This is a genomic window from Stutzerimonas stutzeri, assembly GCF_002909485.1.
GTDB lineage: Bacteria > Pseudomonadota > Gammaproteobacteria > Pseudomonadales > Pseudomonadaceae > Stutzerimonas > Stutzerimonas stutzeri_AH.
In genome coordinates this window covers 76,106-100,963 of sequence record NZ_PPXG01000001.1, presented here as the reverse complement: position 1 = coordinate 100,963, position 24,858 = coordinate 76,106, and the positions used below count along the sequence as shown (strand labels likewise).

Genomic DNA, 24,858 nt, shown 5'->3' with positions numbered 1-24,858 from the left:
CATATTTTTCATCCAAACTATTCCCGAAAGGAATTGGCATTGCCGTGGAGAGACCCTACCGATGGATTTAGCCAACCTCAATGCCCTAATCGCTGTTGCCGAAACGGGCAGCTTTTCCCTGGCTGCCGAGCGGCTACATCTGACCCAGCCGGCAGTCAGCAAGCGCATCGCAGCCCTGGAATCGCAACTCGGCGTGCGCCTGTTCGACCGGCTTGGTCGCGAGATCGGCCTGACCGAGGCAGGCCGATCCCTGTTACCGCGTGCCTATCAGATTCTCAATGTGCTGGACGACACTCGTCGTGCTTTGACCAACCTCAACGGCGACATTGGCGGGCGATTGAGCCTGGCGACCAGCCATCACATCGGCCTGCACCGACTGCCGCCACTGCTTCGCGCATTCACCCGCGCTTATCCGCAGGTCAGCCTGGATATCCGCTTTCTCGATTCGGAAGTCGCCTACGACGAAGTGCTGCATGGCCGTGCGGAACTGGCCGTCATCACCTTGGCACCGCAAACTGCCGATCCGGTAAGAGCGGTAAAAGTGTGGGACGACCCGCTGGAATTCGTCGTCGCCCCCGAGCATCCTCTGGCAGGCAAGACGGACATCCGGCTCGCAGATGTGGCGGGCCATCCCGCCGTGTTTCCTGGCGGCAACACCTTCACACACCACATTGCCCAGCGACTATTCGAACGCGAGGGGCTGACGCCCAATATCACCATGAGCACGAACTATATGGAGACCATCAAAATGATGGTCTCCATTGGCATTGCCTGGAGCGTGTTGCCCCGCAGCATGCTCGACGAACAGGTCGTCAGCTTGCCGCTGCCGGACATCCAACTGACGCGACAACTCGGCTACATCCTCCATACCGAGCGCACGTTATCCAATGCAGCCAAGGCCTTCATGGCGCTGCTGGATGCCGAACGCGGGAGCTGATCGACACAAATGCCCCGAACGAAGAAGGACGCCATGCGGCGCCCTTCTCTACTTTCCGGATCAACCCTCCAGTGCGGGTCGCTGATCGGCATTGATCGGGATGCGCTTGGGCTTGGCTTCTTCCGGCACGACCCGCACCAGGTCGATATGGAGCAGGCCGTTGTTCAGCGCCGCCCCCTTGACCTCGATATGGTCGGCCAGACGGAACGACAGCTTGAACGCCCGCTGGGCGATGCCCTGATGCAGATAGGTGACGTTCTCTACCTCATTTTCACGACGCCCGCCGCTGATCGTCAGCACGCTGCGCTCCACCTGCAGATCGAGGTCGGACTCTTCGAGGCCGGCGGCGGCGACCACGATGCGATACTGGTCCTCGCCATGTTTCTCGATGTTGTAGGGTGGATACGAGCTGCCGGTATCGTTGCGCAGGGCGGACTCGAACAGGTCGTTGAAGCGGTCGAAGCCGACGGATTGCCGGAACAGAGGAGCCATGGGAAATGCACTCATGATAAAACCTCCTGAAATCAGCGAGTTGAAACAGGCGGAACCCGAATTCGGCATCCCGCTGAGCCCTAGATAGGAGCTGTCCCGCAAATTTCAAGGCTCGCTCGACAAGCCTGCCTGCAAGAGGAAAAGCCATGTCCAGAGTCATGTTGATCACCGGTGCCAGCCGGGGTATCGGGGCGGCAACGGCCCGACTGGCGGCACGTCAGGGCTACGCCATCTGCCTCAACTATCACCATCGCGAAGACGCAGCGAACCAAGTGCTCAAGCAGGTTCGCGCGCTGGGCATATCGGCGATCACGGTCAAAGCCGATGTCGCCGATGAAAACCAGGTGGTGAACATGTTCGATGTCATCGACCACGAATTCGGCCGCCTGGACGTGCTGATCAACAACGCCGGCATGCTCGAACAGCAAATGCGCCTGGAGCAGATGGATGCCGCCCGCTGGACGCGCGTGCTAGGTGCCAACGTCATCGGCAGCTTTCTATGCGCACGCGAGGCGATCAAGCGCATGTCCACTCAGCATGGAGGCCAGGGTGGTTCGATCATCAACCTGTCCTCGATCGCCGCGCGACTTGGCGCGCCTGGGGAGTACATCGACTACGCGGCGGCCAAGGGCGCCATCGACAGCATGACGGTCGGGCTGGCCAGGGAAGTGGCCGGCGAAGGCATTCGGGTGAATGCGGTACGACCCGGCGTGATCGATACCGAGATTCACGCCAGCGGTGGCGAGCCGGATCGTATCGAGCGGGTCAAGGCGAGCGTGCCCATGGGCCGCGGCGGGAAAGCCGAGGAAGTTGCCAAAGCCATACTCTGGCTCGCCAGTGAGCACGCCAGCTATACCACCGGCGCGTTGCTGGACGTCAGCGGCGGACGCTGATCGGCCTAACCCAGCGCCGCCACCGGAATACCGACGGTTTCGACCCCGAGCATCGCGTCGATCCGCGCGCAATCGTTCTCCCGGCGCAGTGCGGCGAACAGCGCCACCGCCTCGGGGTAGTTGCGCGTAAGCAAGGCCAGCCACTGCTTCAGTCTGCCGGGCGCATAGCGTGGTGCGATCTTGCCTCGCGCCTGCTGCCAGAAGTCGACCAGCATGGGCTGGAACTCTGCCCAACTCATCTCGGCGATGTTTTGCCCCTGTTTGGCTGCGGCGATCTGCCGTGCCAGATCTGGCCGCGAAACCAGGCCGCGACCCAGCATGATGTTCTCCGCACCGCTGACCTCTCGACAGCGACGCCAGTCTTCCAGGGACCAGATATCGCCATTGGCGTACACCGGCACCGCGACCACTTCCTGCACGCGAGCCACCCACTCCCAATGAGCCGGCGGTTTGTAGCCCTCGACCTTCGTTCGCGCATGCACCACCAGCTGCTCCGCCCCGCCGTCGACCAACGCCCGAGCGCAATCAAGTGCACCGTCCGGGCTGTCGAAGCCCAGGCGCATCTTGGCGGTAACCGGAATATGCGCAGGTACGGCCCGCCGCACCTCGCACAGGATGGCGTGCAGCAATTCCGGTTCCCTGAGCAGGATGGCCCCGCCGCGCGACTTGTTCACCGTCTTGGCCGGGCAGCCGAAATTGAGATCTATAGCGGGCGCGCCCAGCGAGGCGGCGAAGGCGGCGTTATCCGCGAGACAAATAGGGTCAGAACCGAGCAGCTGGACACGCACTGGCGTTCCGAAACGCGTGACAGCCCCAGCCTGCAATTCAGGTGCTAGCTTGCGAAAGCTGCTTTGCGGTAATAAACGATCAGAAACTCGAATGAACTCGGTGACGCACCAGTCGACACCGCCCATACGCGTTAGTACGTCTCGTAGAATCCCGTCGACCAGCCCCTCCATGGGAGCCAAAGCGATCTGCATACCAGGCCAATACATGATGAAAGGCGGGCATTGTACGTATGCCCGCCTTCTTTATGAATCACGCATGAGTTATCAGCTCTGGCAACCGAGCTACTCCTCGATCGTTCCTCCGATGGTATCGGTGCCGGTGGTAGCGCCCATGCCGCCCGTTGTTCCGGTATTGCCTGTTCCCATGGTGCCCAGATCATCATCCTGCTCGCCCTCGCGGGAGCGATCATCATGAATGGAGGACTTGTCATTACGCGGCGAGGAATTCGATTTCGACTCCACTGACGTCTGATCCGCGGAGCCATGAGGATGGGTATTGTCGTGGGTTTTATCCGCCGAGCCTGCAAAAACGCCGGCAGAACTGGTCAAAAGCAATGCTGCAACTGATGTGAGTATTCGATTCATGGCTACATCCTCGGGTAATGAAGAGCAACGTCAATCGCTGCGCTTTTCCAGCTTCGGCCGGCGGCGATGCTCCATATCGGTTTCGTTACCGCCGTGCCCCGGCTCGGCGGATTTGTCGAGCTGCTCTGAAGATGATGGTTGGGTTCCATTACGTTGCGCAGGCGCTTTTCGATCATCGCCGATGTAGTCGATACCATCCCCGACGCCCATTGAGCCGTTTCCGGCTGCCCCGCGGTCCGCTGCACCGGTGTTCTGCGCTAACGGCATTTCAGCAGACGGGGCCATCGCACCCTGTGCACCCGCCGTGGAAGCGAGTACCAACAGTAAAGCAGTTAGGTAAATACGCATGATCGGCATCTCCCGTGATCCATCTATTGGTTTGGGCAGCACTGGCCAATAGGAGTGCAATGCGCGGCGACCGATGGCACCGGAACCGCCTGCCACCATAGGGGTCCCATCAACAAGGATGAATATGGATTTACAGAGGGAGCCACCGGATGGAACCTGCGCTGATACTGGTAATGATGTTGATGGGCTGGCTCACGGTTGCGTTCGCCATGCTCTGGGGCATGATGCGGATCGCGCGGCGACATCAGCCGCGTACACCCAGCACTCCCCCACCACGCCCATCCCACGGCCCTACCGACGCTCCCGCCCTGCCCTCCTGGCACGCCTGACCGGCACTCGCGGTTTTTTTTAAATAAACCCGTGACAGCAGCATTTAAAGCTGTAGAATGCGCATCGCGGGATGGAGCAGTCTGGTAGCTCGTCGGGCTCATAACCCGAAGGTCGTCGGTTCAAATCCGGCTCCCGCAACCAATTTTTGAAAGCCACTCAGATGAGTGGCTTTTTTTTTGCCGCCTGAAAAAGCGCATCCCCTTGGCTAGCTCCTCTCCGCGCGACCCGGGCTAACCTTTTGAATAAATTAACCTTTTTTATTCATTTCGATTGACATCGAGTGTTCCGACTGTAGAATGCGCCCCACAGACGCGGGATGGAGCAGTCTGGTAGCTCGTCGGGCTCATAACCCGAAGGTCGTCGGTTCAAATCCGGCTCCCGCAACCAAATACGAAAAGGCCACTCAACCGAGTGGCCTTTTTCGTTTGAGCGTCTTCTTTGCCGCCCCAGCAGGTGCGCGCCCTTCGACTAACGGTCGAATCCCCCAAGCATTCATAGAATTAACTCTTTCCAAGAGTAGTTGCCTAATGCCCTCGGAATAATAAGCCTCCCGCTTATGCAATCGATACTAAAGACCAGTAAGGCGACGAGTTCTTATTCACCTTGGAGCTAATTATAACGCTCACTATAACGGCCCATGATAGTCATCATGGCTCAGCCTCAAAATCAAAAATCAATATAATTCAGTATGTTAACGCGCCCGACTGACAAGGCATGGCTGGATTCAACATTTTTTTGGCTCGCCAGCTTGACTTGGTTCACGTTATGACGGATATCTATTCACAACAGGGAGCAATACGTTGCAAAGCAGTTTAAGACCAACTGGACAGGTCAAGTTTTGTGACACGAGAGTTAAACCCCCTGCCTGATTAGCAGCGCTTCCGTAGAGTAGCGATGTAGGCTTGTTCGTCATCGGTATCGTATAAAGCCTCTGGATAGTTTCCGGGGTGCGGTAGCTTTGCCTGAACATTCCTCAATCTCGCGATACTCGCATAGACGAGAAGTTCTACTGCTGAAAGGCAAGCATTACGCAGCAAGTAACCTGCAACGGCTTAGCATGCCGGTGGCGGTAGCTTTACCAAAATAAAAAGCAGAAAACGCAATCACATTTAGCTCTAGTCAATCTCGAATCGCCTTCGCTTCTCCACTATCCCTGACAGCACTGCGTTGATAAACACTCGCAGCACGCAAATGGGTAGAACTTTTTCGCCTGACATATATGCAGGGAGAACTATCGTGTCCATGTTTCATAGCTTGGAAGCTCAGGATAAAGCGCTGATTGCCTGGGAGATAAATCGAAAAGGGTTCGCTTGCCTGCCCGGTTATCTGAACAGCAATCAATTAATTGAGTTGCGTGAGCAGGTATTTGACCAGGCGCAACGGCATCGCGGGGAGTATTTCGCGATTCACGACGGAGAACAAATATCCGGCTCACTCCTTTCCATACTGAGTGCCGCGCCGGAGTTCAGGGCTTTGCTGGCCGACATCTATCGGATCGGTGCAGGTATGGCCGCTCACAGCAACCGCATTTATCTGGTTATGCGCTGCGTGCAAGGTCAAACGGGACGAAAGGAGTCGAACTGTTTTCACTTTGACGCCTCGCTGGTTACCGCGTTGCTTCCGGTTGAGATACCGCGTGAAGGCGAGGAACGCGGTGATCTTCTGCTGTTTCCCAACCTTCGCAAAGTCCGCAAATACGTGCTGTTCAACGTGCTGGAGAAGGTACTGCTGCAGAACAGCCTAAGCCGGAAGCTGGTTACTCGAGCGATCGCAATCGGTCTTCTCAAGCCGCAGCGCCTGCAACTGGTGCCAGGCAATCTCTACCTGTTCTGGGGCTATCGATCGCTGCATGCCAACGAGCCTTGCGATCCGGCGAAGCTACGCGCAACCGCGATATTCCACTTCGGTGATCCGCATGCTGGGAGCCTGCTTACTCGAATGATCCTCAGGCATAACCAGCGCAGAGCACGGCGCGCCAGTGTGATTGGTGCCCACCAGCCGGTTTGAGTTAGCGTGCTGCTCTCATGAGCGCGCGTGCTGAATAACAGCCGGATGGCTGAAAGCCTCGATAAGGAAATCACCATGATAAATGTCACCAAGTCTTACCTGGGCAGCAAAAACAAACTCAAAGCTTATATCGACCGAATCTACAACACTGGCTGGCTCACCAATAACGGGCCACTTGTAACCGCCCTCGAGCAACGACTGAAAGATTATCTAGGTGTGAGGAACATCATTCTCACCAACAACGGAACCATTGCACTACAGATTGCCTATCGGGCACTTGGAATCAATGGCAGTGCAATTACCACTCCGTTCAGTTTCGTGGCCACCACCAGCTCGCTACAGTGGGAAGGCATTAAACCGATCTTCGCCGACATTGATCCGGCCACATGGAATCTTGACCCGAACCAGATCGAGCGCCATATACAACAGGACACATCCGCCATAGTTGCCACCCATGTATTCGGCAATCCCTGTGATGTGGAGCGTATTGAGCAGATTGCGCGCATACACAACCTGAAGGTTGTTTATGACGGCGCACATGCGTTCGGCGTTCGCCATAAAGGACAGTCCGTTTACAAATGGGGAGACATCAGCACCCTCAGCTTTCACGCCACCAAACTGTTTCACACCATAGAGGGCGGAGCCATCGTCACCAACGACGACGAATTGGCCGACCGGGTACGGCTGCTATGTAATTTCGGCATCGTCGACACCGATCAGATCGAAGGCATTGGCATCAATGCCAAGCTCAATGAGTTTTCCGCAGCCATGGGCATGTGCGTGCTCGATGACATCGAACTCATTCTCGAGTGCCGCGCCGAGATCGGTCGACGCTATGAAAAACGCCTTGCCGACCATTTTGACCTGCAGTTGCTACAACCCGAATCTCAATGCAACTACAGCTATTTCCCTATCGCACTCGATGACGAAAACCAACTTCTGCGCTGCCGCTCGCAGCTGAATGAAAACGGTGTCAATCCGCGGCGTTACTTTTACCCCTCGCTGGACACGCTTGAGCACTTGCAACCACAGACGCCGCAGCCCCGCTCCCGCGCACTGAGCCGCCGGGTGATGTGCCTGCCGATTTATCCAGGTTTGCCGCGCAAGGTGCAGGAGATGGTCGTGCAGACACTGATTCAGGAGTCGGTTCACAGCTCGCAGTCGAGCCGTACGCTGTTTCAGCCGTTCGTCGAAGCGTTCGGGATGCTCGGCGTCGCCGAGCCCATATCCGCTACGGAGTGCAAACACATTTCCTGATTTATCGAGGCTACTCACAGCTTATGTCAGATCCCAAGCGGCTATCGGTGATCCGAAACACCGGCCTGAATTACCTTGGCCAGGCCTACGCCCTGCTGATCGGCATTCTGATTCTGCCTTTCTATCTGGCGCATCTGGGAGCAGAGGCGTATGGCCTGATCGGCTTCTTCGCCGTGCTTCAAGCCTGGCTGCAGCTACTTGATGCCGGGATGTCGCCGGCACTGGTACGCCAGGTGGCGCACTATAGGGGCCAAGCCGAACTGATGGCCGGACCGGGGCCCGCCGGGCGTTTACTGCGCTCCTTCGAACTTCTGTTGCTGCCGATCGTACTGACCACGTGCACGGCTATTTTTCTCGCCAGCGGCTGGATCGCACAGACGTGGCTACAGGCTCGTGAGCTCAGTACCGGAACCATCATGCAGTGCATCAGCCTGATGGGCCTGATGGTCGGCCTACGTCTATATGCAACGCTGTACAAGAGCGGCCTGCAGGGCGTGGAGCTGCATGGCTGGCTGAATGCCGCGAACATGCTGATCGCCACCCTGCGTTATTTCGGCGGGCTGTTTCTGGTCGCCTACGTCTCGCAAGACCCGCTGGACTTCTTCCTGTTCCAAGCGGCCGTCGCCCTGGTGGAAACGCTGGCATTTGCCAGCAAGGCGTACGTCCAGCTGTCCGGTCCACGGCTGTTCACCGGCATCGACTGGCAGGTCGTCCGGCCGATCCTCCCGTTTGCCGGCGGCATGTGTTTCTCCTCGCTGCTATGGATCGTGCTGACTCAGCTGGACAAAGTGCTCCTTTCCAAGGTGTTGCTGCTCAAGGAGTACGGCTACTTCTCGCTGGTGGCGCTAATCACCACCGGGATCATGACCCTGACCAATCCGCTGGTGCAAACGTTGCTGCCGCGCATGACCGTACTCGTCGCCGAAGGCCGAATCGCCGACATGGAGCGGCTATACCTCAACGCCAGCCGCTTCGTCTGCAGCGTTCTATTTCCGATGGCCGCAGTGATCGCCTGGCACGGACAGTCGTTGATCTTCGCCTGGACCGGTGACGCGGCAGCCGCCCAATGGAGCGAACCCATGCTGTTCTGGTACGTGCCCGGCAGTGCACTGATGGCAGTCAGCGCGTTCCAGTTCTACCTGCAATATGCCTACGGCCAGTTGCGCCTGCACATCTGGTACAGCGTGACTTCCACCGCCATCAGCGTGCCGATCGTGGTTTACGCCGCGCTTGTCCATGGCGCCTACGGCGCTGCGGTGGCCTGGTTCTTTCTGCGCCTGACGACCTTCGCGATCTGGCCTCCAGTGGTACACCGGCGCTTTGCTCCGGGTCTGCAAGGCATCTGGGTGCGCGACATGCTGCGGATCACCGCCGCGACCTTAATCGGTCTGGCAATCAGCGAGCCGCTGTTCGCGCTGATCGCCAGCGATAACCGCTTCGACATCCTGGCGGCGCTCACCATGAGCGGGCTGATCTGCCTGCTGGCAGTCGCTGCCAGCTCGAAGTCCCTGGTACTGACGCTTTACCTTCTTATCACCAAGCGAGCATCCAAAAATGGAATTGAAGAGCGAGCAAGCCTTGATTGAACGCTGGGGCGGCAAGACCGAACCGCTGCTGAGCATCGTCTGCCTGGCGTACAACCATGCATCGTTTATCAGAAAGGCGCTGGAAAGCTTTCTCCAGCAGGAAACGGATTTTCCCTTCGAGGTGATCGTCCATGACGACGCTTCGACCGACACCACCGCTGCGATCATTGCCGACTACGCGGCGCGCTACCCACGCATCATCAAGCCGATCTACCAGACCCAGAACCAGTTCAGCCTCGGCGTGCCGTTCAGCACGCGCCTGTTCGCTCGGGCGGGCGGCAAGTACATTGCCTATTGCGAAGGCGACGACTACTGGACCGACCCAAGCAAACTGCAACAGCAGGTGGATTTCCTCGAACAGCACCGCGACTACGTCATCACCTATCACGATGCATTCATGTTCAACAGCCAGGGCATCATTCAAAGCCCGCAGCTGACTGGAAAACTGCGCAAGGATGCCACCGCTCTCGAGCTGATGCAGGGTCGCCCACTTTCCACACTAACCGTCTGCTTTCGCAACCTTATCCAGGAACTACCGCCGGAACTGCTCGGCGTGGAAGTACTGGATATTTGCTGGTGGTCGCTGCTTGGCGCCTACGGCAAAGGCAAGTTCATGGAAGAAATCAGCCCGGCTGCCTACCGCGTCCATGAAGGCGGCATCTTCTCCATGCGGCCAAGCAAACAGCGCATCCAGATGGCCATGCACGCCCACTACTCGCTGGCGCGCTATTACAACCGCATCGGTAACCGCCCGCTCTACGAATACTTCCTGGTTCAGATATTCGGTGAGTGTCTGTCGCTGATCTCTCCGCTCAGCAAGCTGCAGGCGCTGTCCACGATCGCCCAGAACATCACCCTCAACCTGCTGCGCAGGTTGAGCCCCAGGCTGGCCAAGAGCTGATCAGCCCAGACCCGGATCTTCGCAAACTCGCAACATGAGGAAGGACTCCCAATGACTGCCTTGACCCGCTCTTCACTGGAATACGACGCGGACAACCGCATCGATCTCGCCGCAATAATGCGCACGGCCTTCGACCACAAGGCGCTGATCATTGCCATCACGGGGCTGTTCGCCGCGCTTGGCGTCGCCTACGCCCTGATCGCCACGCCAATCTACCAGGCCACTGCGATGATCCAGATCGAACCCAAAAAAGGCGCGATCACAGGCGTACCGGAAATATCGGCGCGACCAGACTCGGTATCCCAGGCGGTCACCGAGATATCGCTGCTCAAATCCCGTGCCGTGCTGGGCAGGGCGGTCGAAGAGCTCAAGCTTTATATCGTTGCGAAGCCGCGGCACTTCCCGGTGATTGGCGCCTACATGGCTCGCAAACACGATCCCGCGACCGATGGCGCTCTGGCTGCGCCCTTGTTCGGGTTGGCCGGATATGCCTGGGGCGGGGAAAAGCTCGACGTATTCCAGCTTGATGTCCCGGAGGCCTATCTGGGCATGGAGCTCACTCTGGTTGCCGGCAATGCCGACAACTTCAGCCTGTATGACGACGAACAGCAGCTGCTTCTGCGTGGCCAGGTAAACCAGGCTGTGGAAAGCCAGGGCTTCAAGGTGCAGGTCGCCGACCTGCAAGCGCGCGCCGGTACCGAATTCCTGCTGGTCAGGAATCGCCCGCAGACCACGGCACTGGATTACCAGAACCGCCTGAAGGTCGGCGAGGCCGGCAAGGATTCCGGGATCATCTATATGTCTCTGGAAGACCCCGACCCGCAGCTGGCCAACCGGGTTCTCGATGAAATCAGCCGCTTGTACGTCAGCCAGAACATTCAGCGCAGCTCGGCCGAGGCGGCTCAGCGCCTGGAGTTTCTCCGCTCGCAACTGCCACAGGTGCGCAAGGAGCTTGAGAAGGCCGAAGCGGCACTGAACAGCTATCAGACCAGCTCCAAATCGGTGGATATCAGCATCGAGACCAAGGGCGTGCTGGACCAGATCGTCGCATTGGAGACGCAGATTTCCGAACTGACGCTCAAGCGTGTGGATTACGACCGGCTCTACACCCGCGAACACCCGACCTACCGCACGCTGATCACCCAGATGAACGAGCTGCAGGCGCAGAAAGCCCAGCTAATGAAGAAGGTCGACGCTTTACCCATGACGCAGCAGGAGTTGCTGCGCCTGCAACGTGACATGGAAGTCACGACCCAAACCTACACGTTGCTGATGAACCAGGCGCAGGAGCAGGACATTCTGCGCGCCGGCACCATCGGCAATGTGCGCATCATCGACAACGCCTACTCAATGATCGAGAAGCCCTCAAAGCCGGTTCGCCCCCTGGTTGTGGCTATTGCCATTCTCGTCGGCTTACTGGTTTCGGCAGCGGTGATCCTGCTTCGCCAGGCGTTCTACCGTGGCGTGGAGAGCCCGGACGTCATCGAAAAGCTCGGCGTTCCGGTATATGCCGGCCTGCCCTACAGCGCCTCCCAGGATCAACTGAACCGCAGCCGCAAGACGCGCGACGGCAAGACCCGACTGCTAAGCCTGACCGAGCCGACCGATCTGGCCGTCGAATCGCTGCGCAGCCTGCGCACCAGCCTCAAGTTCGCCATGCTCGAGGCGCGCAACAAGGTGCTGATGATCACCAGCCCTACCCCCGCGGTGGGCAAGTCGTTCGTATCCAGCAACCTCGCCGCCGTCATCGCGCAGACCGGGCAGCGCGTGCTGTTGATCGATGCCGACATGCGCCGCGGTTACTTGCACACACTGTTCGGCATTGCGCCACGCCACGGGCTGTCGGATGCACTGGCCAGCGGCCTGGGGCTGGCGGAAGTCAGCAACCGTACAGAGCTGAAGAACCTGCACTTCATCTCCGCCGGTTTCTCGGCACCGAATCCATCGGAGTTGCTGATGCATGACAACTTCTCCCGGCTGCTGAAAGAAGCAGAGCGCCTGTATGACTTCATCATCATCGACACGCCACCCGTGCTGGCCGTCACCGATGCGGTGTTGGTCGCCCAGCAAGCCGGCACCAACCTGTTGGTGGCCCGCTTCGGGATTAGTACGAGCTCGCAGATCGATGCGTCCAAACGCCGCCTTGCGCAAAACGGCGTGATCCTCAAGGGCGTGATCCTCAATGCCGTGAAGCGCAAGGCGTCGACGTCACCTTATGACAGCGGTGCCTACGGCTATTACACCTATACCCAGCAAGCTTGAACGCCATACAAGGAGGTGCGCCGTGCTCAGAACCGTCTCGATGATGCAGCCCTACCTATTTCCATACATGGGCTACTTTCAACTGATTGCCCTCAGCGACGTGTTCGTCCTGGGGGACGACCTGCAGTTCGTCAAAGGCTCATGGATGAACCGCAACCGCATATTGGTCAACGGTCAACCCAAACTGATCACCTTCCCCTTGAAGAAGGGCCATCAGACCGAGCGCATCAACGAGCGCTGGCTCTGTGACGACTTTGACAAGGAAGCCGATGCGCTGCTGACGATGCTCGAACGCTGCTACGCCAAGGCGCCACACCGCGACACGGTGCTGCCGCTGATCCACGGCATCCTGCACTGCCCGGAACGCAACCTGGCGCTGTTTACCGAGAACGCCCTGCGCTGCCTTTGCGCCTACCTGAATATCCGCACGCCGATCTATCGCGGCTCCAGCCTAGGCTTGCCGGCGAAGATGGAGATGCAGGACCGGGTCATCCAGATCACCCATCGTATGGATGGTGAGCTATACCTGAACCCCATCGGTGGCATGGACCTGTACTGCCCTGCCCGCTTCCGCGCCGACGGGCTGCTGCTGCGTTTCCTGCGCATGGACGACATTGCCTACCCGCAATTCAAACATCCATTCGTGCCGTCGTTGTCGATCATCGATGTACTGATGTTCAACAGCCGCGAGACGCTCAAGGACCTGTTACAGCGCTTCAGCGTGCTCGAAGGTCATGAAAAAAGGGCAACGCTGACGCTGGCTTGACAACATTCAGCCTGCCATCGGGATTCGAGCAGGCCACTCAGGGAAGGACATCCTCATGACACCGAGCAAAACCGCACGCTGGTATCTGATCCAGACCAAACCACGCCAGGAAGCCCGCGCCGAGGAGCACCTGCTGCGCCAGCACTTCGAGTGCTACCGGCCGATCAAAGCGCCGCCGCCATTGCGCGGCTCATCAAATTTCAGGACCGGCGAAGCACTGTTTCCGGGCTATCTGTTCATCCGCCTGGATTGCATCAATGACAACTGGTACCCGATTCGCTCCACCCGCGGCGTCAGTCGTGTGGTGAGCTTCGGCGGCCAGCCCACAGCGGTGCGCGACGAGCTGATCGAGCAGTTGCGACAGCGCCTCGCCCAGGAGCAGGACACGCCGGCCAGGCCGTTCACCCCCGGAGATCGGGTACAGCTAAGTGGCGGCAGCTTCAGTGAGATCGAAGCGATTTTCGTCAGCAGCGACGGCGAGGAGCGTTCCGTCATCCTGCTCAACCTGCTGCAGCGTGAACAGAAAGTCCGGGTGCCCACCCGCTATCTCCAGTGCTATTCCTGACCAGGCGAGGTGCTTCGGCGCCTCCGAGCAGCCTGACAGGATCAATCAGCGAGCCAACCGATGAAGATCCTATTCCTCAATGCGTTCTACCCCCCGCATGTCGGCGGCGGCGCGGAAGTCATCCTCCGCCACCTGGCAGAGGGACTACAGCGTCGTGGTTGCGAGGTGGCGGTACTGGCAACCGGCCCGGATGCCGGATTGAACATGCAGTGCCAGGACGGCGTACGGGTCTACCGCGCGCGCCTGGCGAACATCTATTGGCATTACACACAGCAGCGCCCCAGCCACGTCGCCCGGCTCGGCTGGCACTATCGTGATCGCTACAACAACGACATGCGCCGCTACGTACGCGAGGTGATCGAGCAGGTGCAACCGGATATCGTCGTCGCCAACAACCTCACCGGCTGGTCGATTTCCGTCTGGGACGAAATCGCCGCCGCGGGCCTGCCCATCGTTCAGGTGCTGCACGACCTTTATCTGCTCTGCCCAAAGGACACCATGTTCAACCGCGGCAGATGCTGCCAGCGCCAGTGCGGGTTGTGCTCGGTTTTCCGCCTCGGCCACGCCAGCGCCTCGACCCAAGTCGCCACGGTGATCGGCGTCAGCCGCTTCGTGCTCAAACGAATCACCGAACAGGGCTACTTCAGCGGCGCCCGCCAACACGTGGTGCACAACTGCACGCCGGCAAATCCTGGCCACGGCCGCAAGCCGAAGCAGCGCTGCAACTACCCGCTGCGTTTCGGCTACATCGGCACACTTTCGGAGAACAAGGGCGTCGGCTGGCTGATCGAGCAGTTTCAGCGGCTGGACATCGATGCCCGGCTGGACATCGCCGGGCGCGGAAAGCTTGACTACGAGGCCAAGCTCAAGGCTATGGCCGATCCGAAAAAGGTCAGCTTTCTCGGTTACTGCGACAGCGACGAGTTCATGCAAAGCATCGATGTGCTGGTAGTGCCATCGCTGTGGGCCGAGCCCTTCGGCCTAGTCGCCGTCGAGGGCTGCGCCAACCACCTGCCGGTGATCGCCAGCAACATGGGCGGGCTGCCGGAGATCATCCGCGACGAATGTAACGGTCTGCTCTGCTCGCCCGATGATCCCGACTCACTCGGCATCGCCATGCTCTGGCTCTATATCGATGGCGCAATGCGCCAGAAGCTGGCCAGTCAGGCTCGAGCCAGTGTGCTGCCGCTGCTGGATATGGAACGCATGCTGGATCAGTACCAAGCCATCTTGCGCGAAACACTTCAGGGAACGAGGACCCACCATGACCCAGAGCCTGCTGATTACCCCGCGGCAACGCGACTCGAATCCGTTGGCCTTCGACAAGCCGACGTTGCTGACGCTAGTCGTCGCCTCGCTGCTGCTGACTGAAACCTTTTCCGGGGCGCTGCGCTATTACTTCGATATGGCCGGAGTCTCCTGGCTGCTGTACTTACCGAAAGTAGCCTGCTTGCTCGCCCTGAGCCTGGAACTGTTGCGCTATCGAGGTTGGCCGCTGTTCTGGCTGGTGCTGCTGGGACTTGTCACATCGAGCCAGTTGGCACTGATGCACGGTGCGGAGCTGGCCAACATCGGCTTCAGCCTATTCATTTACATACCACTGCTGTTCGGTCTGATCTGCGGCCGTCATCTGGAGTTACGGCTGGCACTACTGCGGCGGATCATCGGCTTCTGCCTGATCGCATCGTTCGTTGGCATCGCCCTCGACCTGCTGACCAGCGTGCCATGGAAGGGCTATAGCTACATGGTCGGCGAAGTGGAACTGAGCGCCAACCGATCCTGGGCGTTCGACGACATCGACCGCATCGGCGGCTTCGCCCGCATGTCCACGGCGTTGTCGGTGATGATCGCGGTATACAGCCTGTTCATCGCCGCCTTCACCCGGTCACGCCTGCTACGGTTGATGCTCTACGTCGCTGCGCTGGTGGGCATCGTGCTCACCACCAACAAATCCACAGCCGCAGCCTACGTGCTGACGCTATTGATGCTGTTCGTGACGGCCTACCGCTTTGCCAGCGCGACCGCCTTCCTCGTCGCGGTGCTGGTTGGCCTTGCATTGCCCTTGGCAAGCCTGGTGCTGAGCCTGGACCCCAACGCAGCCAATAACGGCACCCTGCTGGCGTCCTTCGCCGACCGGCTGATCAACAGCTGGCCGAACTTCATCGAAGTAATCAGCCGCGAAGGTTGGGGCTTGTGGGGCGCGGGATTCGGTGCAGTGGGCAGCGCCGGCCAGGTCTACCCATTACCGGGACTCGAGCTGCTGAGCATTGCCGACAGCACCGCGCTTTACCTGTGGGGAATGCTCGGCGTGTTCGGCGTGCTGCTCTACCTGCTGACCTTTCCGCTCATGCTGCGTCTGCATGAACGTGGGCCGCGGCTGCGCAGCGCCCTGCTGCCGATCGTCTTCTGCATCTGTCTGGTGGCCTGGGCCACGGATGTACTCGAAGTTTCCATCGCCACACTTTTCCTCGGGCTGGCCATCTCTCACGTGCTGTCCCCGGCCCGGGCCTCGGCCAACAGCCTGTCGGCACAACGGCTTCCTGAACTGCAGCACCTCACCTGAGCACCAACCTTCACGGATGATCCACATGACGATGCGCTCTTCCCTGCTGAACGCTCTGCTGCTCGGCGGCCTGCTCGGCCACTCCCTGCATGGCTTAGCCCAGACCACCACCGAGGACCCCTTCGTTGTCGGCGTCTGCGCCCATGAATTGCACAGGGGCGATCCCAGCGGGCGCGCCTACGCGATGATGCGCGATGCAGGCATCACCTCCGTGCGTACCGACGCCCACTGGGCTTATGTCGAACGCAAGCCGGGACAGCTGAAGATCGAGCCGAGCTGGCACCGTTACCTGAAGGAAACAGCACGCCATGGGCTGAGCACGCAGTTCATCCTCGGCTATGGCAATTCCCACTACGGTGGGGGGCAAAAGCCCCGCAGCGAGCCGGTCAGGGCAGCGTTCAACCGTTACGTCGAATTCATTGCCGACCAGCTGAAAGGCCAGGTGGCCTATTACGAGATATGGAACGAATGGGACGTCGAAGACCCGCGCGATCCAGAATTCACCCAGGATTACGCGCGGCTCATCGCCGACGCATCGGGCATCATTCGGCAGCGGGCACCCAATGCCAAGGTGCTCGCGGGCGCCGTGACCACCCAGGGCATCGAGTCTGGCTTCGCCCTGCGCCTGTTGGAAAACGGGCTGATGCAATCGGTGGATGGGCTGTCGCTACACCCTTACGTGCACTGCCGAGGCTGGCGACGTAACACACCTGAAGCCTGGATCGAATGGATGACCGAGGTCGACAAGGACCTGACCCGCGCCGCCGGGCGGCCGGTGCCGCTTTATCTCACCGAAATGGCTTGGCCGTCGCATCAAGGCGCGTGCGGCATCGACGAGACCCTGCAGGCCGCCTACCTCGCACGCAGCTTCTTCCTTGCCAAAACGCTGCCCAGCATCAAGGGCATGTGGTGGTACGACTTCAGAAACGATGGCACCGACAAGACCGAGCGCGAGCACAACTTCGGTCTGGTTCGGCAGGACTTCACCGTTAAACCAGCCTATCTGGTACTCAGCGCCATAAGCGAAATCGTCAGCACCTACGCCTTCGTTGGACGAGAGCAGCACGCGAGGGGTGAGGTAGTAATGCTGCGCTTTGCCCGCGGCGAGGATGAACGGATCGTGGCATGGAGCACCGGCAAACCGCGCTCGGTCGAGCTGCAAGCCAGCACGCAGGAAGCTGGCCGGGTCGCTCTGATCGATACCGCACAGCCACAGCACGGACGAGTCACCACCAGCACCGAGTGGCAATGCCCAGGCAAAGATCGTGGTTGCAGCGCCACGGTGGAGCTGACGGGATTTCCGAAGATCGTCAGCCTGCGAGCGGTGCCGCCCGAAGGTTGAATGGAATCGCTTCACCGCTTGCACCTCTGTCCGCTGCATTCCAGGCGCGTATGACAACCCAATCGCCACGGCGCTGACCACTCTGCTTTGACCCTGCGCCGCTGCTCACCGGCGGCGCAATGATCTCTCGTCATCGTCGCTTCTAAAAACGACGCACCTTCCCGCAAGGAGAGCCGCTCATGATTGCGATCAACGCTCGTTTCCTGACTCAGGAAACCCGCGGCGTACAACGTTTTGCCGAACAGGTCTGTCTGGAGCTTGCTGCCATGCGCAAAGACCTGACATTCGTCGCCCCTCACGACATCCATATGCACGTCAGCGCCGAACGTCTACAGGTGCGTCGCATCGGTCGCAACCGTGGTCACCTTTGGGAACAGCTTGATCTGCCCTTGTGGCTGTCGCGTAACGGGCATCCTCCGCTGCTTTCGCTGTGCAACACGGCACCGTTGATCTACAGCAATCAGGTAGCCACGCATCATGACATTACCTACGTCCGCCACCCGGAGAGCTATTCGCGTACTTTCCGCAGCCTCTACAAAGGCCTTACGCCGTTGCTGCTCAAGCGGATCAAGGCGCTGATCACCGTCAGTGATTTCTCGCGCAAGGAAATTGCCCGCTACTACGGCTACCCGAGCGAAAAGATCTGCGTGGTGCCGAATGCGGTTGCGGCGAAATTTCATCCTCCGCGCGGCGCGCAGGGCAAGCACAGCGGCAGGCCTTACCTGCTGGCGGTTTCCTCGCCGAATGCGCACAAGAATTTCACGCGAATGGTGGCGGCATTCCTCAGCCTCGAAGGCTTCGATGAGGTGGAGCTGCACATCGTCGGCGATTCGCACTCGGTCTTTTCCGGTACCAATTGCAGTGTTGGCGGCGACACCCGTGTGCGGGTACTCGGCCGACTCGACGATGAGCAGTTGGTACGCGAATACCAGGGTGCCTCAGCGTTCGTCTTTCCTTCGCTATACGAGGGGTTTGGCATTCCACCATTGGAGGCACAGGCCTGCGGCTGCCCGGTGATCGCGGCACGGGCTGCCTCGATTCCCGAGGTGCTCGGAGACAGCGTGCTCTATTTCGAGCCGCTGAACATCGAAGACATCGCCCGCTGCATGCGCCATGTGCTGCAGGACGCGCGGCTGCGCGACGATCTGCGCACCCTCGGGCTGGCCAACGTGGAGCGCTACTCCTGGAAGCGCTCGGCGCAGACCGTGTCGCAGCTGATCGATCAGGCGCTGATGGGCAGGCCCAGCCCGCCGACCTTCGTCGTCTGGTCATCGGACCGCTCCTGACGTTTGGCCAATGCTGTTTCGACATTCAATCCCATCAATCAAGCGAGGCAGACCATGGAACGGTTGGCGCATATCGACGCGCTACGTGGCAGCGCGGCGATACTTTTGATTTTCCAGGCCCTACTGATACCGCTTCTGGGCGGCTGGACACTGCAGCACGCCCTGGACCCTGGGCTGCTGGCGATACTTTGGTTTCTACTGTGCTGCGGTTTCGTCGTACCGGCCAGTCTGCACGCCAGTGCAGACGGCGGGCGAGGTTTCGCCATCCGCCGCCTGCTGCGGCTGCTGCCGGTTTACCTGCTGGCGGTGCTGCTGACAGCCATTCTGCTGCCGACAGCATCGGCCTGGCTGCCGGGTGTGGCAGCAGCGCCAGACAGCGCTACGGCATTCGAGGTCATCGGCGCTTACGGGGCACTGCCGCCAATCCTGCTGTTCTACGGGCTGTGCCTGCTGCTGCAGGTGCTCGGTCTGTTGCACAGCGTAAGCCTGCGGGCCAGCTGCGCACTCCTTCTGCTGGCTGTCGCGCTGCTGCTTGCCGTGACGCGGCAGCTGATGGGCGAAGAGCTGCCTGTCACGCTACCGCTGGTGCTATCGCTGATGTTCTTCGCATCACTCCGGTATGAGGCCAAGCATGAAAGCAGCAGCTATGCACGCAGAAGAGCCCGCGAATATGCGCGCTACACGCTAAGGGTCTACCTGCTGGTGCTGCCGATCATCTTCCTGGCTGGCTGGACTGCGGACGAAAACGCCTGGCCTCGGGACCTGTTCACCTATGCCCTGGCCATCGTGACCTTCCTGCTGCTCACCAGCCGGTTGCCGCTGCGGGCGCCACCACTCGTCTGGCTCGGAAGCCTTAGCTACTCGCTCTATCTGCTGCTGCCGGCGATGCATCGGCTGAGCCACCTGCTGACCCAGGCACTCGGCTTGACCGGCCCATCCGCGGACCTCGCTGGCACTGCTCTCGGCCTGCTGCTGGCACTCGGCAGTGCCCAGCTCTGCCGTCAGCTGCTGGACCTGCCGGTGGCTCATGCCGGTAAGCGCCTGACGGGACAACACAACCTGATGCCACTGGTACGTCTGCACGGCCGCTAAGCATTGCTGCCTTGCCGCTCTTCTCTTTTTCGATCAAGGATGTCATGCCATGAAAGTTGCCATCGTTCACGATTGGCTGGTGACGTACGCCGGCGCCGAACGCGTGCTCGCCGGCCTGTGCGCCGTCTGGCCAGACGCCGACCTGTTCGCCGTCATCGATTTTCTTTCCGACGAAGACCGTGCTCACCTCGGTGGAAAACGCGCCACCACCACCTTCATCCAGCGGTTGCCGAAGGCGCGCACCCATTACCAGAAGTACCTGCCGCTGATGCCACTGGCCATCGAGCAGCTGGACATGTCCTCTTATGACCTGGTCATTTCCAGCAGCCACGCGGTGGCCAAAGGTGTACTAACTGGCCCCAACCAGCTGCACATCAGCTATGTACATTCGCCGATCCGCTATGCCTGGGACCTGCAGCACCAGTACCTGCACGAGGCCAGCCTGGAGTACGGCATCAAGGCCAAGCTCGCGCGCATGCTGCTGCATTACATGCGCATGTGGGATCAGCGAACTGCCAGCGGCGTCGATGAGTTCATCGCTAACTCGCACTTCATCGGCCGCCGCATCAACAAGAGCTACCGGCGCCAGTCCACGGTGATCTACCCGCCGGTGGATACCCGCCAGTTCACCCTCCACGAGGCCAAAGAGGACTTTTACCTGACCGCCTCGCGCATGGTGCCGTACAAGAAGATCCCGCTGATCATCGAGGCGTTCGCGGCGATGCCGGACAAGCGCCTGATCGTGATCGGCACCGGGCCGGAGATGGAAAAGGCTCGCGAAGCGGCAGGCCCCAATGTAAGCCTGCTTGGCTACCAAAGCTTCAACATGCTGCTGCGACATATGCAGCGCGCCAAAGCGTTTGTCTTCGCCGCTGAGGAAGACTTCGGCATTGCTCCGATCGAGGCACAGGCCTGTGGCACACCGGTCATCGCCTTCGGTCGTGGCGGCGTGCTGGAAACCGTGCGCGGCCTAGAGCATCCCGACCCGACCGGCGTGTTCTACCCGGAACAGACCACCCAATCGATCATCGATGCCGTTGCCGAGTTCGAAGCCCAGCGCTCGCGCATCAGCGCAGCGAACTGCCGCAGTAATGCCGAGCGTTTTTCCAGCGAGCGCTTTCAGCTGGAAATCCGCGCCTTCGTTGAAGCACGGCTGCGTGAAGCCAAGGCCTACAACGGCGAGGGCTTCGTCTCCTCGCCACCGCCTGGCTCACTGATCTATCCGGCCGCAGTGGTGCCCATCAAGCAGGCGTGAAAACGTCCACGCACATTCATTTACGAGGTTTCAAGGATGAACACAGTAAAGCAGTGGATGAGAGCGACCCGCGCGCTCGGGTTCGCCCTCGTCATAACGACTGCGCCCGCAAGCGCGGCAGTTGTGAACGAGTCGCTGATTGATACGTCCGCCAACCCGGACAGCCATACCGTCGTCTGCGATGCCACCACCAGCGTCATGGCGTTTAGCCCGACACCGGGTGGTGCCCCGCAGCGCTGTGCCTCGTCCCAGGCCGAGCAGCACAACAGCCCGGCACCCGGCCAACAGCAGCATCGATTTGCCGAGCCGGCCTCCGGTTCGTTCTGGTCTGTGCCCATGGACGGCAGGCGCTATTCATTCTGAACAAGGCATCGCAGCACCCGGCTACTCAGGAGCCACAGCATGAGCACAAAAGATCTATCCAGAACGTCGCTGATTCAAGCCGATGGCTACTCCTACACCGAAGTCATCCCGGCACCAGACGCGCCAGGCAGCAGCTCGGGAGGAGGATTCATCCGCATCTTCCACGCCTTCTTCAGCCCTAATGAACAGGACTCGGTAGTCGAAGCGCAACCCTTCTGCCCCCCGCTCGCCTTGCCAGAACAGAGTTGAGGAGACATCCCCGTGCCGAATACAGCATGCATCGAGCCCTGCCCCCAGGGTGCACAGCCAGTCGTAACCACCCCTTGTGAGGCACCGTTAAGACGGCAAACGACCATCGTCACAGTGACCTACGGAGATCGACTGATCTACCTGCGACGCTTGATTGAACAGGCCTTCGCCTTCGAGCAGATCGCCCGTGTGGTGGTGGTCAGCAATGCGTCCGCTGCACCACTCGAGCAACTGACCAGCCGCTGGCCCGGCCAGGTGCGGGTCATCCCGCTTGCGCAGAATACCGGTTCGGCAAACGGCTATGCGGTTGGGTTGGAAGCTGCGCTCGCCGAAGGCGCGCAGTACATCTGGATGATGGACGACGACAACGCACCGACCGCATCTGCCGTGCGGTTGCTACACGAGGAGCTGGCGCTGCTGGGTAACGATGTAGGTCTGCATCGCGCCGCTGTACTGGGCTTTCGGCCCAGCCAGCAGGAGGACGTCGCTCGCGGAGTACCGAAGCACTTCGTCATCCAGCCGCGCTCCAGCTACTTCGGCTTCCACGTGGCGCAGTTGCCCTACAAGCTCTGGCGCCGTCTACCCTGGGGCCGGCCGAAGGGCACACCGCCCAGAGCCATTGATCTGCCGTTCGCGCCCTACGGCGGCATGCTCGCTCACCGCAGCCTTTATCAAGCCATCGGCGTGCCGTTGCGCGAGCTGGTGCTGTATGCCGACGACACCGAATACACCCGCCGCATCACTGCCAAGGGCGGCCGCTTGCGGCTAGTCACCGACGCACTGATCGACGAGCTGGAGCTGTCCTGGAACATCAAGGCCCACACCCGCAACATCTACGAGGCCTTCCTGCTGGGCGACTCCGATTTCCGCGCCTACTACACCGCCCGCAACCAGGCCTGGTTCGACACCTACGTCTGGGTGGCGACGCCATGGATGTATCGCCTGAACCGGTGGATCTTCCTTGGCCTACTACGCCATGTGGCGCGACGGCGGCATGCCGCGCAACGCCTGCAACTGATCGAGCAAGCCATCCGTGACGGCGAAAGCCGCACGCTAGGCATGAGCCAGGCGTTCCCACTGCGCTGATCGCGTTTACAAGGAGGTTTCGATGCATACGTCAACCATGGCGCACAGGGAGAACAACTTCGATTTCCTGCGCTTCTTCGCCGCTTCGATGGTGGTATTCGGCCACAGCTTCTGGCTGTCCGGCCGAGGTGCCAATGAACCGATGCGGCTGTTCAGCGGCAGTTACGATTCGGCCGACATCGCCGTACACGTGTTCTTCGTCATGAGCGGTTTTCTCATCGCTGCCTCCTGGCTGAACAGTCGCAGCGTGCTGGAGTTCGTCGCCAAACGGGCGCTGCGCATTCTTCCGGCACTGATCGTCTCCGTGCTTTTCGCCGTACTGGTGGTCGGCCCGCTAGCAACCCACCTGCCCCTGCGCGAATACATTGCTGCCCCGGACACCTTGAGCTATCTGGGCAACGTGCTACTGATCACCGAGTTCCGCCTGCCCGGGGTGTTTGAATCCAACCCGTTCCAGTACACAGTCAACGGCTCGTTATGGACGTTGCCTTATGAGGTACTGATGTACGCCACGGTACTGACACTGGGCCTGCTCAGGGTCTTTGGCCGCAGTACCGCCCTGGTAGGGCTGGCACTGATGATGGCCGCACATTTCCACCTCATTCCGACCTACGAGGTGCAAGCCGACCTGTTGCGCAAAGCGACGCGGCTAGGGATGTTCTTCTATGCGGGGGTGGCGTTCTACCTATACCGCGAGCGCATCGTCTGGAGCTGGAAGCTTGCCGCGCTGCTGGTGGTTATCAACCTGCTCAGCGCACGCAGCGACTACTGGCAGTTGATGCATGTGCTGACCCTACCCTACCTCACGCTATACCTCGCGCAATTGCGCATCCCTCGGCTGGCCGGGTTCGGCAAGGCAGGCGACTTCTCCTACGGGCTATATATCTTCAGCTTTCCAATCCAGCAGCTGATCATGCACTGGACCCAAGGCCAGTTGCCGTTGATTCCGTTCATGCTCCTGGCTTTCATTACCAGCCTGGCCGCCGCCGCATTGTCCTGGCACCTGATCGAATCACCGGCGTTGACGCTCAAGCGTTATCTGCCGCGCCAGCGACGCTCAGCAGCGACGGCAGTTGCGACCGCCAATCGCTGACCGGTTAAAAACGCCCGCGTGTGTCCGTTAGAAATCCTCTACGGGACTGGCGAGCGCGTCCTTGAGCTTTCTGGCCTCCAGCTTGGGAAAGGAAAAGCGGATGGCGAGAATCGAGTCGGCACCATCATCCATTATCACCAGCTCAGCAACACGGGTGTTGTCCTTGGCGGCGCCTATTGCTGTTGTGACGTTAGGGTGCTTCTTGGCCCGATCCAGGCCTTCGATGAAGGTATAGGTAAGGTTGCCCGCGTTAGCCGCCACGCTTTCGTAACTCGACAACTTGGCAGCGAAATCCTGCCGGTTGTTGCGACGATCCAGATCAAGAAGATCGAGCTGCGAGCTGGCATCGGCCAGGGAAACAAGGGCGAAGGACTTAGCCAGCGCAGCGACCGCCTGCACATAGGCCTGCTGTTCAAAAGTGGACAGCAGGCTGACCATATAAAGCTTGTCGCCGGAAAACAGTAAGGCTGCGGTAAAAGAGTGACCTACGAACTTGACGTCATCCACGCACAGTGCGGTGGCGCCAATTTCTGCAGAACAATCGTAATAGCCTTCCTGATTGCTGTGTGTGCTGAACGGCGCGCCATACATATACCCCTTGAATAGCGCATCCTCGGCGAATGCGGCCGTACAGAAAACCATGGCGGCCGTAATCGCCAGACAGTTCGATAGCAACGTTTTCATGAAGTCCCTTTGCTCGGTTTAATTAAGACGGCAATGATAGCGTTTTGATACCTCATGCAGCACGACCGCCTCGTGCCGGCCAATGAATGTGGAGGTTAGTCCAGCCAGATCACCGTGCCGCCTCGCTC

The 24,858-nt window shown here is 59.8% G+C and carries 24 protein-coding genes and 2 tRNA genes; 21 read left to right on the top strand and 5 right to left on the bottom strand.

Annotated elements, in window-relative coordinates; all coding sequences use genetic code 11:
* Nucleotides 1–61: 61 nt before the first annotated feature.
* Nucleotides 62–937 (top strand): LysR family transcriptional regulator, encoded by an 876-nt coding sequence (locus tag CXK91_RS00460; protein ID WP_103454467.1) that lies wholly within the window; start codon nucleotides 62–64, stop codon nucleotides 935–937.
* A 60-nt stretch (nucleotides 938–997) separates the two neighbouring features.
* Here CXK91_RS00460 and CXK91_RS00455 read toward each other — a convergent pair whose 3' ends face one another.
* Entirely contained in the window at nucleotides 998–1,444 is a 447-nt protein-coding gene (locus CXK91_RS00455; RefSeq protein ID WP_272887630.1) for an Hsp20 family protein, read from the bottom strand.
* Between the two features lie 131 nt (nucleotides 1,445–1,575).
* Between CXK91_RS00455 and CXK91_RS00450 the strand changes: the two genes are divergently transcribed.
* Nucleotides 1,576–2,322, top strand: a complete 747-nt coding sequence (locus CXK91_RS00450; RefSeq protein ID WP_103454466.1) for an SDR family oxidoreductase — start codon at nucleotides 1,576–1,578, stop codon at nucleotides 2,320–2,322.
* Nucleotides 2,323–2,327: 5 nt separating this feature from the next.
* Here the strand turns inward: CXK91_RS00450 and CXK91_RS00445 are convergent, their stop codons facing one another.
* From CXK91_RS00445 to CXK91_RS00435, 3 genes are all read right to left on the bottom strand, one after another.
* Nucleotides 2,328–3,302: a tRNA dihydrouridine synthase gene (locus tag CXK91_RS00445; RefSeq protein ID WP_103454978.1), complete on the bottom strand. Its 975-nt coding sequence runs from the start codon at nucleotides 3,300–3,302 to the stop codon at nucleotides 2,328–2,330.
* A gap of 90 nt (nucleotides 3,303–3,392) precedes the next feature.
* Nucleotides 3,393–3,695, bottom strand: coding sequence for a hypothetical protein (locus CXK91_RS00440; RefSeq protein WP_103454465.1), 303 nt, complete (start codon nucleotides 3,693–3,695; stop codon nucleotides 3,393–3,395).
* A gap of 30 nt (nucleotides 3,696–3,725) precedes the next feature.
* Nucleotides 3,726–4,043 (bottom strand): hypothetical protein, encoded by a 318-nt coding sequence (locus CXK91_RS00435; RefSeq protein ID WP_058066005.1) that lies wholly within the window; start codon nucleotides 4,041–4,043, stop codon nucleotides 3,726–3,728.
* 394 nt (nucleotides 4,044–4,437) lie between these two features.
* On the opposite strand from CXK91_RS00435, the gene CXK91_RS00425 reads away from it, so the two are divergent.
* The 19 genes from CXK91_RS00425 (at nucleotide 4,438) to CXK91_RS00335 (ending at nucleotide 24,046) form a co-directional block, all read left to right on the top strand.
* Nucleotides 4,438–4,514 (top strand) — tRNA-Met (locus tag CXK91_RS00425).
* A 169-nt stretch (nucleotides 4,515–4,683) separates the two neighbouring features.
* Nucleotides 4,684–4,760: transfer RNA gene (locus CXK91_RS00420), tRNA-Met, on the top strand.
* An 855-nt stretch (nucleotides 4,761–5,615) separates the two neighbouring features.
* Nucleotides 5,616–6,380, top strand: coding sequence for a hypothetical protein (locus CXK91_RS00415; protein ID WP_103454463.1), 765 nt, complete (start codon nucleotides 5,616–5,618; stop codon nucleotides 6,378–6,380).
* Nucleotides 6,381–6,455: 75 nt separating this feature from the next.
* The gene (locus CXK91_RS00410; protein ID WP_102819863.1) at nucleotides 6,456–7,637 is read left to right on the top strand and encodes a DegT/DnrJ/EryC1/StrS family aminotransferase; all 1,182 of its coding nucleotides are present in this window, start codon (nucleotides 6,456–6,458) and stop codon (nucleotides 7,635–7,637) included.
* A 23-nt stretch (nucleotides 7,638–7,660) separates the two neighbouring features.
* Nucleotides 7,661–9,223: a lipopolysaccharide biosynthesis protein gene (locus tag CXK91_RS00405; protein WP_103454462.1), complete on the top strand. Its 1,563-nt coding sequence runs from the start codon at nucleotides 7,661–7,663 to the stop codon at nucleotides 9,221–9,223.
* Nucleotides 9,192–10,124 carry a glycosyltransferase family 2 protein gene (locus CXK91_RS00400; protein WP_103454461.1) on the top strand — a complete coding sequence of 311 codons (933 nt, stop codon included), beginning with the start codon at nucleotides 9,192–9,194 and terminating at the stop codon, nucleotides 10,122–10,124. The genes CXK91_RS00405 and CXK91_RS00400 overlap by 32 nt, the downstream gene beginning before the upstream one ends.
* Before the next feature lie 51 nt (nucleotides 10,125–10,175).
* A complete protein-coding gene (locus CXK91_RS00395) occupies nucleotides 10,176–12,386 on the top strand; it encodes a polysaccharide biosynthesis tyrosine autokinase (protein WP_103454460.1) in 2,211 nt (736 codons plus the stop codon).
* Between the two features lie 22 nt (nucleotides 12,387–12,408).
* Nucleotides 12,409–13,152, top strand: coding sequence for a WbqC family protein (locus CXK91_RS00390; RefSeq protein WP_103454459.1), 744 nt, complete (start codon nucleotides 12,409–12,411; stop codon nucleotides 13,150–13,152).
* Nucleotides 13,153–13,207: 55 nt separating this feature from the next.
* A complete protein-coding gene (rfaH, locus tag CXK91_RS00385; protein ID WP_103454458.1) occupies nucleotides 13,208–13,717 on the top strand; it encodes a transcription/translation regulatory transformer protein RfaH in 510 nt (169 codons plus the stop codon).
* A gap of 60 nt (nucleotides 13,718–13,777) precedes the next feature.
* On the top strand, nucleotides 13,778–15,088 hold the full coding sequence (locus tag CXK91_RS00380; RefSeq protein ID WP_103454457.1) for a glycosyltransferase family 4 protein: 1,311 nt from the start codon (nucleotides 13,778–13,780) through the stop codon (nucleotides 15,086–15,088).
* The gene (locus tag CXK91_RS00375) at nucleotides 14,982–16,280 is read left to right on the top strand and encodes a hypothetical protein (RefSeq protein WP_103454456.1); all 1,299 of its coding nucleotides are present in this window, start codon (nucleotides 14,982–14,984) and stop codon (nucleotides 16,278–16,280) included. The genes CXK91_RS00380 and CXK91_RS00375 overlap by 107 nt, the downstream gene beginning before the upstream one ends.
* A 25-nt stretch (nucleotides 16,281–16,305) precedes the next feature.
* On the top strand, nucleotides 16,306–17,622 hold the full coding sequence (locus CXK91_RS00370) for a hypothetical protein (protein ID WP_181003892.1): 1,317 nt from the start codon (nucleotides 16,306–16,308) through the stop codon (nucleotides 17,620–17,622).
* Between the two features lie 179 nt (nucleotides 17,623–17,801).
* The gene (locus CXK91_RS00365; RefSeq protein ID WP_103454454.1) at nucleotides 17,802–18,908 is read left to right on the top strand and encodes a glycosyltransferase family 4 protein; all 1,107 of its coding nucleotides are present in this window, start codon (nucleotides 17,802–17,804) and stop codon (nucleotides 18,906–18,908) included.
* Nucleotides 18,909–18,962: 54 nt separating this feature from the next.
* Nucleotides 18,963–20,000: an acyltransferase gene (locus CXK91_RS00360; RefSeq protein ID WP_103454453.1), complete on the top strand. Its 1,038-nt coding sequence runs from the start codon at nucleotides 18,963–18,965 to the stop codon at nucleotides 19,998–20,000.
* A gap of 49 nt (nucleotides 20,001–20,049) precedes the next feature.
* Entirely contained in the window at nucleotides 20,050–21,255 is a 1,206-nt protein-coding gene (locus CXK91_RS00355; protein ID WP_103454452.1) for a glycosyltransferase family 4 protein, read from the top strand.
* A gap of 123 nt (nucleotides 21,256–21,378) precedes the next feature.
* The gene (locus CXK91_RS00350) at nucleotides 21,379–21,618 is read left to right on the top strand and encodes a hypothetical protein (protein ID WP_256055775.1); all 240 of its coding nucleotides are present in this window, start codon (nucleotides 21,379–21,381) and stop codon (nucleotides 21,616–21,618) included.
* Between the two features lie 39 nt (nucleotides 21,619–21,657).
* Nucleotides 21,658–21,867, top strand: a complete 210-nt coding sequence (locus tag CXK91_RS00345; protein WP_103454450.1) for a hypothetical protein — start codon at nucleotides 21,658–21,660, stop codon at nucleotides 21,865–21,867.
* A 12-nt stretch (nucleotides 21,868–21,879) separates the two neighbouring features.
* Nucleotides 21,880–22,953 (top strand): glycosyltransferase, encoded by a 1,074-nt coding sequence (locus CXK91_RS00340; RefSeq protein ID WP_103454449.1) that lies wholly within the window; start codon nucleotides 21,880–21,882, stop codon nucleotides 22,951–22,953.
* Nucleotides 22,954–22,975: 22 nt separating this feature from the next.
* Entirely contained in the window at nucleotides 22,976–24,046 is a 1,071-nt protein-coding gene (locus CXK91_RS00335; protein WP_103454448.1) for an acyltransferase family protein, read from the top strand.
* A gap of 27 nt (nucleotides 24,047–24,073) precedes the next feature.
* On the opposite strand, the gene CXK91_RS00330 is transcribed toward CXK91_RS00335, so the two are convergent.
* Nucleotides 24,074–24,730: a hypothetical protein gene (locus CXK91_RS00330; RefSeq protein ID WP_103454447.1), complete on the bottom strand. Its 657-nt coding sequence runs from the start codon at nucleotides 24,728–24,730 to the stop codon at nucleotides 24,074–24,076.
* Nucleotides 24,731–24,858: the final 128 nt, after the last annotated feature.